Below are 16,203 nucleotides of genomic sequence, written 5' to 3'. Positions count from 1 at the left end.
GAGCGGGCCGAGCGAGAGCCCAGGAGCGCACGGCCGTGACGGCGCCCCGCCGGGCGGCCCGGGGCGTCCTCCTCGCGGGCGGCGGCATCCGCTCCGGCCGGGCGTCGATCCGGTCGCCGGTGGCGCGGTCCGGGCCGGGGCGGGGTCCGGCGGAGAACCGGCCGGCCTCGTCGACGGGGGTCGTGCCGGGGAAGCCGGGCCGGTCGGCGAGCGCGGCGGCACCGGACCGGCCGGCCCGAACGGGGCGGCCGACGGGGCCCGGGCTCTCGACGCCGAGGCGTCCGGACGGGCAGAGTGCTCTCTGCGTACTCGCCAGTAATCCCGTTCCCGCATCGCACCGAGGAGCTCCCGTGACCGACTGGGCCGGCCGGACCGCCGCCGAGATCGCCGCCGCCGTACGTGAGGAGCGGGCCACGCCGCGCGAGGTGGTGGCAGCGCATCTCGCCCGGATCGAGCGGCTCGACGGCCGCGTCGGCGCCTTCCGGACCGTACGCGCCGAGGCGGCCCTCGCGGAGGCCGAGGAGGTGGGCGCCCGGGGCGGTCTGGCCGAACTGCCGCTGGCCGGCGTACCGGTGGCCGTGAAGGACAACCTCGCGGTGCGCGGCGAGTCCACCCGGATCGGGTCCGCCGCGACGCCGGACACGCCCGCCGCGGCCGACCACGTCACCGTGGCCCGGCTGCGGGCGGCGGGCGCGGTGGTCGTGGGCCTCACGAACGTGCCCGAGCTGTGCGTGTTCGGCACCACCGAGGGCGTGCACGGCACCGCCCGCAACCCGTGGGACCCGGCCCGGTCGGCGGGCGGTTCGTCGGGCGGCAGCGCGGCGGCGGTGGCCGCCGGGATGGTTCCGGTGGCGCTCGGCAACGACGGCATGGGCTCGCTGCGCATCCCGGCGGCCAACTGCGGTCTGGTCACCCTCAAGCCGGGCCGCGGCGTGGTGCCGGCCGGCATCGGCGAGGGCGACTGGTTCGGCATGTCGGAGAACGGCCCCCTGGCCACGACGGTCGAGGACGCCCGCCTGATGCTCGCGGTCCTCGCGGAGGACCCCGCCGACGGCCCCGCGCAGGAGCCGGCGGGCGGCGGACGGTTCCGCCGCCCGGACACGGGCAGCGTCCGGGTCGCCGCCTCCCTGCGCAGCCCGCTCGCCGGCATCCCCGTCTCCCGCCCGTACGCGGACGCCGTCCGTGGGGCGGCGGGGGTGCTGATGCGGGCGGGACACCAGGTGCGGCGGGCCGACCCGCCCTATCCGGCGTCGCTGGGCCTGACCGCCGTGGCCCACTGGACGGCGGGGACGTCGGTGGACGCACGGGGTCTCGACCCGCGCAGGCTGGCGCGGCGCACGCGGGTCCACGCGGGGATCGGGCAGCGCTTCGTGCGCACGGTGTCCTCCGGAGGGGGGCGGCGGCGGCTGCGGGAGCGGCTGGAGCCGTTCTTCGCCGAGTACGACGTGCTGCTCACGCCGGCGCTGGCCCGCCGCTCCCCCGGGGCCGGGCCGTGGCACGAGCGGGGCTGGCTGCGCAACGTGGCGGCGAACTCGGCGTACTCGCCGTTCACCCCGCCGTGGAACCTGACCGGCTGGCCCGCGATGTCGGTGCCCTTCGGCACGCTGCCGTCGGGCGCCCCCTGCGCCGTGCAGCTGGTGGGGCGCCCGGGGTCGGAGGCGGCGCTGCTGGAGCTGGCGGAGCGGATCGAGGCGCTGCGTCCGTGGCGGCGGACGGCGCCCCTGGACTGACGGGCCCTACAGGGCGCGGTACATGATGTGCAGGCCGACCGGCCCGTGCCGCGGGTGGTCGAAGGCCTCCGGCACCGTGCCGAGGATCGTGAAACCGAGGGACGTCCAGAGCTTGACGGCCGGATTGGTCTCGACGACGGCGTTGAAGACCATGCCCCGGTATCCGTCGGCCCTGGCGGCTTCCAGGACGTACTCGGCGAGGGCCCGGCCGGTGCCCCGGCCGGCCCGGTCCGGGTCGACCATGAAGCCCGCGTTGGCGATGCGGGCGGCCGGGCCGCCGTAGTTGGGGGTGACGTAGGCGGAGGCGACGACGGCGCCGTTGTCGTCCTCGACGACGTGGACGCGTTTGGCGGGGTTCATCCACAGGGCCCGGGCCACGTCCTCGGGGGTGTCCGGGTCCCAGGCGTAGGTCTCTCCGGCCGCGACGATGCGGTGCCAGAAGGGCCAGATGCGCGGCCAGTCGGCGGCCGTGGCTTCCCTGATCAGCATGGGCGTGAGTCTCGCACGCCCACGCGTCCGGCGGGTCCCGCGGCGGGTCAGTCCACGCTGGGCAGGATGTGCGGCTCGGCGAGGTCTTCCTCGTAGCCCGCGAGACGGATGGGGGCGGAACGCGCCCACACGTCGAGGCTGCCGATCTCTCCGGGCCGGCGGCCCGCGCGCTCGGCGCGTTCCTCGGGTCGTCGGTCGGGGTTCGTCATCGTCTCCGGTGTCACCGCGCACTCCTTATGTGTCGGGTCACCCTCGGGGCCTGTCGGCCGGTCTGCCGTCCGGCACCTGGCGCCCACTCGGGTCTGATCGCATGCAGTTCGGACGCGGTGGCGCCGGCAACTCGTGCGGGAGCAGGCCGTTGTGGACCGGCTCGTCCCATGACGGACCGTGGGTGTGGGTAGGCACCCGGTCCTGCTCGTCCGTCCGCACCAGATTAACCAAATGAGCGGGGGTGCGCTCTATGGGGCTCAAAACATGGGACAACCATTGCCCGCCGCCTCGCGCACAGTTGGGGCTTTACGCCCGTTCCACCGCCTTTCACCCGGTATGCGGCTCACCCGTTCGGCCCATATCGCCGATCACCCTTTCGACGGGGGCGGCGCGTGGCCGTGCCGTTCAGTCGCCGTTGGCCGCGCCGCAAGCTCGCCATGGTGCGCTGGCGGTCCGCAACGGCTGTCTCGTGGGAGGACCGGGGCATGGAACTGCGCAGCGTCGAGGAGCTGATGGACCTGTTGTCCGCCTGCCGGGGCGGGCGGCCGTCCGCCGGTCACGACGGCGGCCCCGCCGACCCGTACGGGCACGCCCTGCGGACCGCCGCGCTGCTGCGCCGGCGACGCCCGGCGGACAAGGAACTCCAGGTGGCCGGCCTGGTGTCCGTGGCGGGGAGGCTGCTGTGGCCCGGCGGTCCGGCCGGCCGCACGGCCGAGGCGGTACGGCCCCTGCTCGGCCCCCGCGTCGCCCGCCTGCTGCACGGGCACGCCCTCCCGGACGCCCGGCCCCACGACGACGACCTGCTGGGCCTGCGCCAGGCCGACGAGGAGGCCCGTACCGCCGCCTTCGACGCCGGGGTCCTGGAGGACTGGCGCACGGTGCTGGAACTGCTGGCGGCGCGCAACTCGCGGCTGGGAGCGGTCGACTGACCGGATCCGCCGCGGGGGCGCCATGCGTGCCGGGACCAGGGCGACCGCACGGCGCTCCCCGGCCCCGCGCAGACCCACGGGCGGGCCTGCGCGGGGCCGGACCGCGAGGTACGCGCGGCCGGCGCACCGGGCGCGCCGGCGCACGTCCCACGGCGGGGCGGCGCCCGGCGAACGGGCCTGCGGCTTAAGGCCGTTGATCCGGTGCCGCCGTCACCACTTGCCGGGCGCGTAGTCCTTGAGGAAGACGCCGTACAGGTCCTCGCCCGCCTCGCCGCGCACGACCGGGTCGTAGACGCGGGCGGCGCCGTCGACCAGGTCGAGCGGGGCGTGGAAGCCGGCCTCGGCCAGGCGCAGCTTGTCGTAGTGGGGGCGTTCGTCGGTGATCCAGCCGGTGTCGACCGAGGTCATCAGGATGCGGTCGGTGTCGAACATCTCCTGGGCGCTGGTTCGCGTCACCATGTTCATGGCGGCCTTGGCCGCGTTGGTGTTCGGGTGGCCCGCGCCCTTGTAGCCGCGGGCGAACACGCCCTCCATCGCCGAGACGTTGACGACGTAGGCGCGTCCGGAGGACGCCCTGCGCGCGGCCTCGGCCATCGCCGGCCGCAGCTTGCTGATGAGGATGAACGGCGACGTGTAGTTGCACAGCTGGGTCTCGAGCAGCTCCACCGGGGAGATCTGCTCGATGGTCTGGACCCAGGTGTTGGTGTCGACGACGTCGGGGAGCAGACCGCCGGCGTCGATGGCGGTGCCCTCGCGGTGCCGGACCACGCTGGCGTTGCCGGCGACCAGCGCGAGGTCGGCCACCTTCTGCGCGTCGAGCCCGGAGACGCCGACGGGCAGTGCGGCCAGCCCGTCCACCGCGCCGGAGCCGAAGGCGCCGATGACGTGGTGGGCGGGCAGCTCGCCGGCCGGCAGCGGGGCGCTCTCGCCCTCGACCAGCGCGGCGTAGGCGGAGGGCAGGCGGCGCACGGTCTGGGTGGCGTTGTTGATGAGGATGTCGAGCGGGCCCTGCCCGGCGACCTGCTCGGCCAGGGCCACGGACTGGGCCGGGTCGCGCAGGTCGATGCCGACGACCTCCAGGCGGTGGATCCAGTCGGCGGAGTCGTCCATGGCCTTGAAGCGGCGGATGGCGTCCTTGGGGAAGCGGGTCGTGATCGTGGTGTGCGCGCCGTCGCGCAGCAGCCTGAGCGCGATGTACATGCCGATCTTGGCCCGGCCGCCGGTGAGCAGGGCGCGCTTGCCCGTGAGGTCGGCGCGGGCGTCGCGCCGGGCGCGGTTCTCGGCGGCGCAGGTCTGGCAGAGCTGGTGGTAGAAGTAGTCGACCTCGACGTAGCGCTGCTTGCAGATGTAGCAGGAGCGCGGGCGCTGGAGTATCCCCGCGATCGTGCCCTCCTCGGTGCGGGAGGAGGGCAGGAGCCCCTCGGTCTCGTCGTCGATGCGCTCGGCGGACCCGGTCGCGGTGGCCTCGGTGACCGCCTTGTCGTGGGCGGTCTTGGCGGCCCGGCGCTCCTGGCGGCGGCGCTGCTTGACCATGCGGTAGATGTGCGAGGTGGCCCGGCGGACCGCGATCGCGTCGGGGTGGTCGACGTCGAGCCTGTCGAGTTCCTCGAGCACACCGAGGCAGACGGCGAGCCGCTCCGGGTCGATGCCAGGGCCGTACTGCGCCTCGTCACCGGACCCGTACACCACCTCGTCCGTGGTCGCCGAGCCGTCCTGTGTCACCGTCATCGCCGCTGCCGTTCCTGGTCACCGTCGCGGCGCTCCGGTCGCGCCCGCTTTCGAACGGGGAATTTTACGGAGCGCCGGGCCGGGGACCAAACCCGGCGGGTCAGGGACCGCAGGCGGTGATGAGCGTCTCCACCTCCTCGGACACGGCCAGGGCGAGCCGGTCGAGGTCCGGCACGGCCTTCGCGTCGGCGACCAGCCCGTAGTGGACCCGTCCCCGGTAGGTCGATACGGCGACCGCCAGGGAGTGGCCGCGGGCCAGGGGGGGCAGGGGGTAGACCTCGGTGAGCGGGTGGCCGCCGAGCCGCAGGCCGAGGCTGGGCAGGGGGACGCTGGTGACCAGGATGTCGAACCAGAGCCGGGCGGCCTGGCCGACCAGGGGGCCGCCGAGCCGGTGGCCCAGCGCCGGGATGTGGTCGGCGAGCAGGGCGACCGCGCCGGCGCCCCGGCCCGGCCCGGCGTCCTTGTTGCGGTCCATGGCGGTGCGCACCGCGGCGAGGCGGGACAGTGGGTCGGGGTCGCCGACGGGGAGCCGTGCCAGGTAGCCGGAGAGCCGGTTGCCCTGTGGGTGAGCGGTGCGCGGGCGGCGCTGGGAGACGGGGATGAGGGCGCGCGGGGCGACGCCCTCGCTGCCGTCGCCGCGCTCGTCCAGCCAGCGGCGCAGGGCGCCGGCGACGACCGCGATCAGGACGTCGTTGACGGTGCCGCCGACGGTTTTGCGGACGATGTGGACGTCGTCGAGGTCGACGACCGCTCCCGCGATGCGGCGGGTGCCGGAGGGCTCGGCGGCGAGGGCGGGCGAGGAGCGCACGTCGAGGGTGGACAGGGCCGCCGAGGCGCCGATGTCCAGGGCGCGCCCCGCGTCGGACAGGGCGTCGCGCACCAGGCCCGGCAGGGTGCGCACGTCCGGCAGCAGACCGCGCCGGGGCGGCTCGGGCCTCGGGCGGGGCGGGGGCATGTCCATCGGGTCGAGGACGCCCGCCGCGAGGGCCAGGGCCCGCAGTCCGTCGGCCAGGGCGTGGTGGAACTTGAACAGCACCGCGAAGGACTCGCCGTCCGCGCCCGGCAGCACATGGGCCTCCCAGGGCGGCCGGCCGCGCTCCAGCGGGCTTTCCATCAGGCGGCCCGCCCGGGCGTGGAAGTCCGTCGTCGGGGCGTGCAGCCGGACGTGGTCGAGCGGGTCGAAGCCCGGGTCGGGCTCGCGGACGGCACCGCCGAAGGAGAGGGGGCGGCGCAGGGCGAGCGGTGACTGCCACGTGTCCCGGATCCGCATCCGCAGCCCGGGGACCCCCGGCGCGCGGGCCGCGAGCAGGTCCGCCGCGTGGGCGCCCGCGGTGGGCGAGTGAGCCGGGAAGACGCCGAGCGCCGCGAGGTGCATGGGGTGCTCGGCGGACTCGATGTTCCAGAACGCCAGGTCGAGAGGGGCGAGCAGATCGGAAGTCAAGGGCTTGCCTCGCAATGACGACGGGTGGACAAGCAGTCAATCCCCCTCCGCCGATTACGGTCAAGTACGATCACGCTACTCACAGTTAACAGCAGATTAAAGTCCGGCCCCTCGGGAAGGGGCCGGGACTCCTGTGGCTCATGGGGCGCTTGCGGTCGGGGCGGCACCGGCGGCGCCGTCCCCGCCGCGCTTCCCCACCCGGACGGCTGCGGGCCGACCGGGGACGCGCGGGAGGCTCAGGCGGCCGGGCACCCCGCGGGGACGGGCCGGGACGCGTCGCGGATCAGGGCCTCGTGGGCGGCCCTCATCCGCTCGGCGTCCGGCTTGAGGACCTTGCGGTCGTAGGTCGTCAGTCCGTTCAGCTCTCCCTCGACGTCCGTGATCTGGGTGTAGACGGCGCCGTTGCTCCCCTTGCACACCAGGGCCCGGACCTTGCCGAGCTCGGCCAGGTAGTCGTCGGTGTACGTCGCCGGGTCCACGTCGACGTACGACTGCTGCACCGACCAGGCGTGTCCGGGCACCGCGAGGCCGAGGCCGCCGTACTCGCCGCTGACCAGGGCGCGCTCGCCGTCCGGGCGGGGCGGCAGGGCGGGACTCGGGTAGCCGTGCTCGTCCATGATGTCGCCGGCGCCCCCGTCGGCCCCCAGGTTCAGGCCCGACTGGTTGTTGACGAGCCGGGTCGGGTCCCAGGACTTGGCCTGGGCCGCGACGCGGCCGATGTCGTACTGGCCCCAGCCCTCGTTGAAGGTGACCCACATGACGACCGACGGGCTGCTGACGTGCTCGTCGATCATCTCCTTCATCTCCCGCTCGTACGCGGCGCGGGCGGCGGCGGACGGGTTCACCCCGGCGGTCATCGCGGGCATGTCCTGCCACACCATGAGGCCCAGCCGGTCGGCCCAGTAGAACCAGCGGTCGGGCTCGACCTTGATGTGCTTGCGCACCGCGTTGAAGCCGAGCTCCTTGTGCAGCCTCAGGTCGTGGGCGAGGGCCTCGTCGGTGGGCGCGGTGTGCAGGCCGTCGGGCCAGAAGCCCTGGTCGAGGGTGGCCATCATGAAGACGGGCTCGCCGTTGAGGACGGTGCGGGGCACGCCGTCCACCTTCTCGACGGCGACGGAGCGCATCCCGAAGTAGCTCCGCACGCGGTCGGTGCCGACGGTGACCCTCAGGTCGTACAGGAACGGGTCGTCGGGCGACCACAGACGCGGGTCGCGGATCCTCAGCGTCAGCGGCTCGCCGGTACGTCCGCTCACCGTGGCGACCCTGCGCTTCCCGGCGTACGCCGTCGCGCTGATCCGCACGCCGTCGCGCACGCCCCGGGGCTCGACCGTGAGCGTGCTCGCGGCCCCGTCGACGTGCGGGGTGAGCTTCAGGGAGTCGACGTGGTCCCGGGCGACCGGCTCCATCCAGACCGTCTGCCAGATGCCGGAGCTGGGCGTGTACCAGATGCCGCTCGGATCCAGGCGCTGCTTGCCGAGCGGCGGGTTCTCGCCGTTCGCCGCGTCGGTCGGGTCGTACACGCCGACGATCAGCTCCTGGGCGCGGCCGGGCTTCAGCGCGTCGGTGACGTCGGCGCCGAACTTGTCGTAGCCGCCCTCGTGCTCGGCGACCTTCGTGCCGTTGACGTACACCTCGGACCGCCAGTCGACGGCGCCGAAGTTGAGCTTCAGGCGCTTTCGGGAACCGATGTGCCAGTCGGCCGGGACGGTGAAGGTGCGGCGGTACCACATGCGGTCCTCGTGCCGCTGGACGCCGGAGAGCTGCGACTCCACCGGGTAGGGGACGACGATCCGCTCCTTCAGGTTCCTGCCCACCGGCGGCTGCTCGCCGGCCTCGGCCGCGGCGAACTGCCAGCGGCCGTTGAGGCTGCGCCAGGCGTCCCGTGCCAGCTGCGGGCGCGGGTACTCCGGGAGGGCGTGGTCCGGGTCCACGTCGTCGGCCCACTCGGTGCGCAGCTCGTACGTGGAGTGGTTCGCACCGCTGCTCCAGAATGCCTTGACAACGTTGCCGTCGGCGCCGGTGAGGCCGCCTTCGCCGTCGTAGCGGACGTCGGCGGTGCCGGGGGCGGTGCCGGCCTTGTCGCCGACGACGGGCTCGTCGAGGGCGACGAGGAGCGCGGTCGGGTCGGCCGGGTCGACCTCGGCCCCGCCCAGGGGCCACTCGGCACCGCCGATCACCGCTTCGAGGTGGTCGGTGAGGCCGGCCGGGGCCGCGGCGAGGGGCTGGGCGAAGTCCAGCTTGAGGGTGCGGCCGGTGGCGAGCACGGTGGTCGCCGTCGCGCCGTCGTAGTCGAAGCCGTCCGGCAGGCGGAACGCCGACTGCGGCACCGGTTCCTTGGCGCCGCCGGGCTCGGTCCAGCGCAGGTGCAGGTTGGAGCCGCCGTAGTGCTCGAAGTACTCCAGCTTCAGGTCGTAGGACCGTCCGGCCGTGAGCTCGATGGGCTCGGCGGTCTGTTCGCGGTCCCAGTCGTCGACCCAGTGGTCGATGGCGAGCCTGCCGCCGATCCAGAGGCGGAAGCCGTTGTCACCGGTGATCGAGAAGGTGTGGGCCCCGGTCTTCTCCGGCACCAGCTTGCCGGTCCAGCGGACGCTGACGTCGTCGGACCGCCCGGTGGCGAAGGCCAGACGCGGTTCCAGGGTGCCGAAGTCGAGCTGCGGGTCGAAGCCGGTGGCCTTGAGCTCGTGGAAGTCGAAGGCGCCGGGGGCGGACTGGGTGTAGTACTCGCCCTTCAGGCCGTGGATCTCGGCTGCGGCGCCGGCCGCGCTCGCGTCCGGTACGGCGGCGAGTCCCGCGACGCCCAGGGCGGCGGCGAGCAGTGACGCCAGTCTGTCTCTGAGTCGTTTGGTGCGCACTGACCCTCTCCTCGGGAAGGGGTGGTGGCCGATGGCCCGTGACATCGATGTCGGACAGCGATGTCACGGCAGTGGCATGACAGCACGGATCCCCCTTGGAGTCCAGTACATGACAACGATGCCGGGGGCCGCCCGAGCCCCCGGAGCCGCGGACGGCCCTGCCGTCACGGCACCCGCTGCCCCTTGCCCAGCGCGATCACGCCGCCCTTGGACACGGTGTACAGCTCGGCGTCCCGTTCCGGGTTGACGCCGATCGTCGCACCCGGCGGCACCTCGACGTTCTTGTCCAGCACCGCTCCGCGCACCACCGCGCCCCGGCCGATGTGCACGTTGTCGTGCAGCACCGAGCCCTGCACGACCGCCCCGGGGTCGACCACCACGCCGGGGGACAGCACGGACCGGGTGACCTGGCCGCGGATCAGGCAGCCCGCGCTGATGATCGACTCGCCGGCCATGCCGCCGGCGTTGAAACGGGCCGGGGAGAGCTGGTTGGAGTGGGTGTAGATCGGCCAGTCGCGGTTGTAGAGGTTGAACGCGGGGCGCTCGGCGATCAGGTCCATGTGGGCGTCGTAGTACGCGTCGAGGGTGCCCACGTCCCGCCAGTAGCCCTGGTCGCGGGAGGTCTCCCCCGGCACGTGGTTGGCGCTGAAGTCGTAGAGCGCGGCCTCGCCCCGGTCGGTGAGCTGGGGCAGGATCGAGCCGCCCATGTCGTGCACGGAGCGCGGGTCCTCGGCGTCCCGCTGCAGGGCCTCGACGAGGGCCTTGGTGGTGAAGATGTAGTTGCCCATCGAGGCGAAGACGCGCTCCGGGTCGTCGGCGAGCCCCGGCGGGTCGGCGGGCTTCTCCAGGAACCCGGTGACGGTCCGGCCGTCGGAGCCCGGGGTGATCACCCCGAAGGACGACGACTCGGTGCGCGGCACCCGGATGCCGGCCACGGTCACGCCCGCGCCGGACTCGATGTGCTGGGTGAGCATCTGGCGCGGGTTCATCCGGTACACGTGGTCGGCGCCGAACACCGCGACGTACTCGGGCTGCTCGTCGTAGACCAGGTTCAGCGACTGCAGGATCGCGTCGGCGCTGCCCAGGTACCAGCGCGGGCCGAGTCGCTGCTGGGCGGGGACCGGGGTGACGTAGTTGCCGAGCAGGCTCGACATCCGCCAGGTGGTGGTGATGTGCCGGTCCAGCGAGTGCGACTTGTACTGCGTCAGGACGCAGATCCGCAGGATGTCGCTGTTGACCAGGTTGGACAGCACGAAGTCGACCAGGCGGTACGTGCCGCCGAAGGTGACCGCGGGTTTGGCGCGGTCCGCGGTCAGGGGCATCAGGCGTTTGCCCTCCCCGCCCGCCAGCACGATCCCGAGCACCGAAGGACCACCACGACGCATGGCCGCTCCCCTCACCCTCGTTGGTGGCCCATGCCTGCCCGTGGGCGGGGCCGCCTATGCCTGTTCGAGCGTCTCCTCGTAGAGACGGACCGTGCGGCGGGCGACCGCGTCCCAGCCGAACTCGTCCACCGCGCGCTTGCGTCCCGCCTCTCCCATGCGCCGGGCGGCCTGCGGATCACCGAGGACGGAGTCCAGGGCCCGGGCGAGGCCCGCCTCGAAGTCGTCGTCCCCGTGGTCGCTCCCGCTGTCGCCCCGGGACACGAGTACCCCCGTTTCGCCGTCCGCCACGACCTCCGGGATACCGCCGACGCGGGTGGCCACGACCGGCGTGCCGCAGGCCATCGCCTCCAGGTTGACGATGCCGAGGGGCTCGTACACCGAGGGGCAGACGAAGACGGCGGCGTGGGTCAGCAACTGGATCACCTCCGGACGCGGCAGCATCCGCGGGATCCAGTGCACGCCCTCGCGGGCCCGGCTCAGCCCGGCGAAGAGGTCGCGGAACTCCTGGTCGATCTCCGGGGTGTCCGGGGCGCCCGCGCACAGCACGACCTGCGCGGCCGGGTCGATGCCCCGCACCGCCCGCAGCAGGTGGGGCACGCCCTTCTGGCGCGTGATGCGGCCGACGAACAGGACGTACGGCCGGGAGCGGTCCAGGCCGATCCGGTCCAGGGCGTCGGTGCCCGGATCGGGCCGGTACAGGGTGGTGTCGATGCCGTTGTGGACGACGTGGACCCGGGAGGCGTCCAGCGCCGGGTAGCAGGCGAGGATGTCCTCGCGCATGGCGCCGGAGACCGCGACGACGGCGTCGGCGGACTCGACGGCGTCGCGCTCGGCCCAGCCGGACAGGGCGTAGCCCCCGCCGAGCTGCTCGGCCTTCCAGGGGCGCAGCGGCTCCAGGGAGTGCGCGGTCACGACGTGCGGGATGCCATACAGCTGCTGGGCGAGCCGGCCGCCGAGGTTCGCGTACCAGGTGTGGGAGTGGACCAGCTCGCGGCCCTCCAGGGCGGCGGCCATGGCGAGGTCCACGGAGAAGGTGCGCAGCGCGTCGTTGGCGCCGTCGAGCGCGGACCAGGGGCGGTGGCGCAGGACGCCGTCGGTACGGCCCTCGCCCCAGCAGTGCACGTCCAGGTCGACGAGGCGGGCGAGTTCCCGGGCGAGGAACTCGACGTGGACGCCCGCGCCGCCGTACACGTCGGGCGGATACTCCCGGGTCAGCAGTCCCACACGCACCCGGAACCTCCCGTGCTCGGCGGCTGGTCCCCTCATGGTCACCCAGGCGGGGCGTCCGGGGAAGAGCGCGTGGGCCTCGAAGATCGCGGGGGCGGTGAGGGCCGGGGCGGCCGTGGGGAGCGCGGGGGCCGGGAGAAGCAGCAGTCGCCGCAGACGCCCCCGCCGGGCACGCGGTAGTACAGGCAGCAGCTGCGTCGCCGGAAGGCGGTGCCGGTCAGGGCGCCGGTCCCGGCGAGGAGGGGGTGCGCGAGCAGGCCGGTGGTGAGCGAGCGGGCGCGGGCGGCGGCGTCGGTACGGCCGTGGCGGCGGGCCCAGCGGTCCAGCTCGCGCGCGGAGGCGGCCAGGGCGGAGGCGGCGTTGCCCCACAGCAGCCCGGGCGCGAGGCGGTACCGGGCGCGCAGGGCCGCCGTCAGCGGTTCCAGGTGCGTGTCGAGCACGAGCTCCGCGAGGGTGGCGGCGTCCGCCGGCCGCGGACGCACCCCGGCGAGCCACAGGTCGTCGGGGGCGGAGGCGTCGGGGTCCCAGTGCAGCAGGTCCGGGTCCAGGCCGGGGACCCGGCCGTACAGGGCGGCGCAGCCGAGCGTCACCGACCACAGGCGGGCGGCGAGCCCCTGGTGCACCACGGACGCGGCGACCCGGGTCTCGGGGGCGCCGAGGGCGGCGGCGGTCTTCCGGACGCGGAAGGCGAGGGGGTCGCGCGAAAGGCCGTCCGCGGGACCGTCCCCGGTGTTCTCCCGGCAGGCGTGCGCGAGGGTGGGGAGCGGCCGGCGCGGGGGCGGTCCGAAGACGCGCAGCACGAAGAAGCCGCCGAGCGGGCGGAGGGCGGCGAGCCCGGGGTCGAGGTCCACGCGGAGCAGTAGTATCAGGGCCCCCACGGGGCGCGGCCGGGGGGCCTCGACGAAGGTCGCCCACCCTGGGGAGGACGGCGCCGTCCTGATACTCCATCGGCAGTAGGACCCAATGGGTGCTCAGGGACGACGACGGGAAGGCCCTGGGACGGCATCGTGTTGTCCATGGAAGACGACCGTTCGCCGCGCCGGGCCGAGAGCCCCCGCCTCCCGCAGAGGAGCAGCCGATGAGCGCCCTCGCGTTGTCCGTGCTGCTGTCGCTCGTCTCCGCCGTGGCGTACGCGGGCGGAGCGATCGTGCAGGAGCGGGTCGCGGCGTCCTCCACCGACGTCCGGTACGCCCCGCTGCGCCGGCCCTGCTGGTGGGCGGCGGTCGGCCTCAACGGCCTCGGCGCACTGCTGCACGTCGTGGCACTCGCCCTCGGTCCGCTGAGCCTGGTGCAGCCGCTGGGGGCACTCACCATCGTGTTCGCGCTGCCCATGGCGGCGCTGTTCGTGGGCCGCCGGGCCGGTGCGGCGGCATGGCGCGGCGCGATCATGGCGACGGTCGGCCTGGCCGGCCTGCTGTCCCTGGTCGGCGCGTCCGGTGCCCAGTCGCTGGACACGGCGCAGCGCGTGGCGGTGGCCGTGGTGACCGCCGGTGCGATCGTGGCGCTGATGATCGCCGGCCGGGCCGCGCACCGGCACCCCGTGGTGCGCAGCGTGCTGCTGGCGACCGCGTCCGGCATCGCGTTCGGCATGTCCTCGGTGTTCACCAAGACGGTGGCTGTCGACTGGACCGGCGGTGTGTCCGCCGCCGACCTGCCGTCCCTGGCCGTGATCGGCGTACTCGCCACGGCGGGCATGCTGCTGTCGCAGGCCTCCTACCGGGGCGCCGGCCTCGCGGCCCCGCTGGCCGTGCTGACGGTCGCGAACCCGGTGGTGGCGGCCGTGGTCGGCATCACGATGTTCGGCGAGACCTTCCGCCACGGCACGACCGGCACCGTGCTCGCCCTGGGCTGCGGTGTGGTGGCCGCGGGCGGACTGATCCTGCTGACGACGGAGCGGCTCTCGCGGGAGGCGGCGGAGGGCGCGGCGGACGGGGCGGTGCCCGGGGGCGGGGCCGAGGCGGTCCCCGGGAGTGACGGGCTTGCTGGGGCGCGGGGAGGCTTCGGCGAGCCGCTGGTCTCCGCCCCGTCCGCGGCACGGCCGGCGGCCGGCGCGATCGACGCGGTCGCGGTCCCTGTCGGAGGCCCGCCGGCCGGCGGGGGCGGGCAGCCGCCCGCCGCGCGGCCCGCCACGGTGCTCCTCCCCGCCCCGGCCCCGGTACCGTCGCCGGTCCCGGTCACCGCGCCCGCCGCGGAGACGTGCGCGGCCCTGGAACCGGCGGAGCCCGCGGCCGAGGACCGGCTCATCTCCTACGGGCCCTTCTACGGCGGCCCGTACGTCCCGCTGCCCGTCCTCGACCGGCGCCGGGTGCGGATCAGATCCTGACGCCGCCGGCCCGCAGGTACGCCAGCGGGTCGACGTCCGAACCGAAACCGGGCCCCGTCCGCACCTCGAAGTGCAGATGCGGGCCCGTGACGTTCCCGGTGGAGCCCGACCGCCCGATGCGCTGGCCGGCACCCACGGACTGGCCGTCCTTCACGGAGATCGCCGACAGGTGCGCGTACTGGGAGTAGCGGCCGTCGGCGTGCCGGACCACGACCTGGTACCCGTAGGAACCGCCCCACCCCGCGCTGACGACCCGGCCCGCGGCGACCGACTTGACGGTCGTGCCGGTGGGGACGGGGAAGTCGACGCCGGTGTGGTAGCCCTTCGACCAGGACGAGCCCGCCTGGTGGTACGGCGTGCCGGTGGAGGCGTCGACGGGGGCCACGAGGGCGTGACCGGTCGCGGCCTTGCCCTCGGCGGTGTCCGAGGCCGTCTTCCTGGGCTGCTTCGGCTTGGCCTGTTTCCCGGACTGCTTCGGCTGCTTCGGCTTGGCCGACCGGGACGTCCCGTCCTCGGCGCGGGGCGCCGTGGCGGTGCCCTCGCCGCGCAGCGCCAGCCGCTGGCCGGGCACGATCAGGTCGGGGTCCGCTCCGATCGCGGCCCGGTTGGACTCGTACAGCCCGCGCCAGCCGCCCCGCACCTGCTGGCTGTCGGCGATGCCGGACAGCGTGTCGCCGGTGACCACCGTGTACATCCGGGCGGTGCCGGCCCGGGACTGGGGCGTCGTCTGGGGCCGCACGTCCGCGGCCCCGGCTGCCTCCGGGGATGCCTTCCCGGCGGCTGCCGCGGCCTTCCCGGTGGTCTTCTCCGCGCTCTTCCCGGTGGCCGCTCCCGCGGCGGGGCGGACGCCGGGGCCGTCGCCGCCACGGCTGAGACCGGCGCGCTCCGAGCACACCGGCCAGGCGCCGGGCCCCTGTCCGTCGAGCACCTTCTCGGCGACGGCGATCTGCTGGTCCCTGGTGGCCAGATCCGCGCGCGCGGCGTGGGCGGTGCCGCCGAAGGCCTCCCACGTGGACTGGGTGAACTGCAGCCCGCCGTAGAAGCCGTTGCCGGTGTTGATGCCCCAGTCGCCGCTGGACTCGCAGGCGGCGACCTTGTCCCAGGTGTCCATGTCGGCCGCGTGCGCCGCGCCGGTGCCGATGAGCGGGAGCGCGATGCCCGCGCCGCCCGCGGTGACGGTCAGTGAGGCCCGGTTGATCCTGTTCGGCTGGTACCGGCGGTGCCGGCCGCGTACGGCCATGGGAATCCCCCTCGACATTGCGTCAGGAGGGGCAAAAGTAAGCGCCGGTAACAGGCCATGACAAGACGGCAATCAGCCGGTTGGTCACACCAAGTGGCGGGGAAACGACGCCCGTTGACCGGCCGGCGCGGCCGGGGGCACGCCGGATCGCCGGCGCCGCGAAGGGCGCCGGCGATCCGGCGTGGGGTCCGTGCGACCGGGTCGGTCCCTCCCGTCAGCCGGCGACGGTCCAGGTGTCGCCGCCGGCGAGCAGGGCGGCGAGGTCGCCCTTGCCGTTCTGTTCGACGGCGGTGTCGAGCTGGTCGGCCATGAGGGTGTCGTAGACCGGCCGGTCGACGCAGCGCAGCACGCCGATGGGGGTGTGGTGCAGGGTGTCGGGGTCGGCGAGGCGGGAGAGGGCGAAGGCGGTGGTGGGGGAGGCGGCGTGGGCGTCGTGGACGAGGAGGTCGGCCTCGTTGTCCGGGGTGACGGTGACGGTCTTCAGGTCGCCGGTGGCCCGGTCGCGGACGACGCCCTTGGTGTGGTCGGCGCCGAAGCGGACGGGCTGTCCGTGTTCGAGGCGGATCACCGCGTCCTGGGCCTGCCGGCGGTCCTTGAGGGCGTCGAAGGCGCCGTCGTTGAAGATGTTGCAGTTCTGGTAGATCTCCAC

The 16,203-nt window shown here is 74.5% G+C and carries 12 protein-coding genes and 1 pseudogene; 3 read left to right on the top strand and 10 right to left on the bottom strand.

Features of this window, described 5'->3' with window-relative positions; translation table 11 throughout:
* Nucleotides 1–350 precede the first annotated feature (350 nt).
* On the top strand, nucleotides 351–1,730 hold the full coding sequence (locus ACZ4V6_RS24295; protein WP_467830984.1) for an amidase: 1,380 nt from the start codon (nucleotides 351–353) through the stop codon (nucleotides 1,728–1,730).
* A 6-nt stretch (nucleotides 1,731–1,736) separates the two neighbouring features.
* Here ACZ4V6_RS24295 and ACZ4V6_RS24290 read toward each other — a convergent pair whose 3' ends face one another.
* Both ACZ4V6_RS24290 and ACZ4V6_RS24285 read right to left on the bottom strand, forming a co-directional pair.
* Nucleotides 1,737–2,219, bottom strand: a complete 483-nt coding sequence (locus ACZ4V6_RS24290; RefSeq protein WP_467830981.1) for a GNAT family N-acetyltransferase — start codon at nucleotides 2,217–2,219, stop codon at nucleotides 1,737–1,739.
* A gap of 47 nt (nucleotides 2,220–2,266) precedes the next feature.
* Entirely contained in the window at nucleotides 2,267–2,443 is a 177-nt protein-coding gene (locus ACZ4V6_RS24285) for a hypothetical protein (protein ID WP_467830978.1), read from the bottom strand.
* A 471-nt stretch (nucleotides 2,444–2,914) separates the two neighbouring features.
* Between ACZ4V6_RS24285 and ACZ4V6_RS24280 the strand changes: the two genes are divergently transcribed.
* Entirely contained in the window at nucleotides 2,915–3,358 is a 444-nt protein-coding gene (locus tag ACZ4V6_RS24280) for a hypothetical protein (RefSeq protein WP_467830975.1), read from the top strand.
* A 210-nt stretch (nucleotides 3,359–3,568) separates the two neighbouring features.
* Here the strand turns inward: ACZ4V6_RS24280 and ACZ4V6_RS24275 are convergent, their stop codons facing one another.
* The 6 genes from ACZ4V6_RS24275 to ACZ4V6_RS24250 form a co-directional block, all read right to left on the bottom strand.
* Entirely contained in the window at nucleotides 3,569–5,086 is a 1,518-nt protein-coding gene (locus ACZ4V6_RS24275; RefSeq protein WP_467830973.1) for an SDR family NAD(P)-dependent oxidoreductase, read from the bottom strand.
* A 100-nt stretch (nucleotides 5,087–5,186) separates the two neighbouring features.
* On the bottom strand, nucleotides 5,187–6,527 hold the full coding sequence (locus tag ACZ4V6_RS24270; RefSeq protein WP_467830970.1) for a wax ester/triacylglycerol synthase family O-acyltransferase: 1,341 nt from the start codon (nucleotides 6,525–6,527) through the stop codon (nucleotides 5,187–5,189).
* A gap of 236 nt (nucleotides 6,528–6,763) precedes the next feature.
* Complete coding sequence (locus ACZ4V6_RS24265) at nucleotides 6,764–9,379, bottom strand: PA14 domain-containing protein (RefSeq protein WP_467830967.1); 2,616 nt, start codon at nucleotides 9,377–9,379, stop codon at nucleotides 6,764–6,766.
* 164 nt (nucleotides 9,380–9,543) lie between these two features.
* Nucleotides 9,544–10,764, bottom strand: coding sequence for a glucose-1-phosphate adenylyltransferase (gene glgC, locus ACZ4V6_RS24260; protein WP_467830966.1), 1,221 nt, complete (start codon nucleotides 10,762–10,764; stop codon nucleotides 9,544–9,546).
* A gap of 54 nt (nucleotides 10,765–10,818) precedes the next feature.
* Nucleotides 10,819–11,994 (bottom strand): glycogen synthase, encoded by a 1,176-nt coding sequence (glgA, locus tag ACZ4V6_RS24255; protein ID WP_467830963.1) that lies wholly within the window; start codon nucleotides 11,992–11,994, stop codon nucleotides 10,819–10,821.
* 38 nt (nucleotides 11,995–12,032) lie between these two features.
* On the bottom strand, nucleotides 12,033–12,842 hold the full coding sequence (locus tag ACZ4V6_RS24250) for a (2Fe-2S)-binding protein (protein WP_467830961.1): 810 nt from the start codon (nucleotides 12,840–12,842) through the stop codon (nucleotides 12,033–12,035).
* Nucleotides 12,843–13,069: 227 nt separating this feature from the next.
* On the opposite strand from ACZ4V6_RS24250, the gene ACZ4V6_RS24245 reads away from it, so the two are divergent.
* Nucleotides 13,070–14,314 carry a DMT family transporter gene (locus ACZ4V6_RS24245; protein WP_467830958.1) on the top strand — a complete coding sequence of 415 codons (1,245 nt, stop codon included), beginning with the start codon at nucleotides 13,070–13,072 and terminating at the stop codon, nucleotides 14,312–14,314.
* Here ACZ4V6_RS24245 and ACZ4V6_RS24240 read toward each other — a convergent pair.
* Both ACZ4V6_RS24240 and ACZ4V6_RS24235 read right to left on the bottom strand, forming a co-directional pair.
* A complete protein-coding gene (locus ACZ4V6_RS24240) occupies nucleotides 14,304–15,554 on the bottom strand; it encodes a transglycosylase family protein (RefSeq protein ID WP_467830955.1) in 1,251 nt (416 codons plus the stop codon). The two genes, ACZ4V6_RS24245 and ACZ4V6_RS24240, sit on opposite strands and share 11 nt — an antisense overlap.
* A 214-nt stretch (nucleotides 15,555–15,768) precedes the next feature.
* Nucleotides 15,769–16,203: pseudogene (locus ACZ4V6_RS24235) on the bottom strand (2-oxoacid:ferredoxin oxidoreductase subunit beta); the annotation flags it as partial.

The sequence above is a fragment of the Streptomyces sp. NPDC029152 genome (assembly GCF_055564355.1).
Note: the sequence above shows the minus strand (reverse complement) of the source record. Positions and strands in the feature narration are given on the sequence as shown.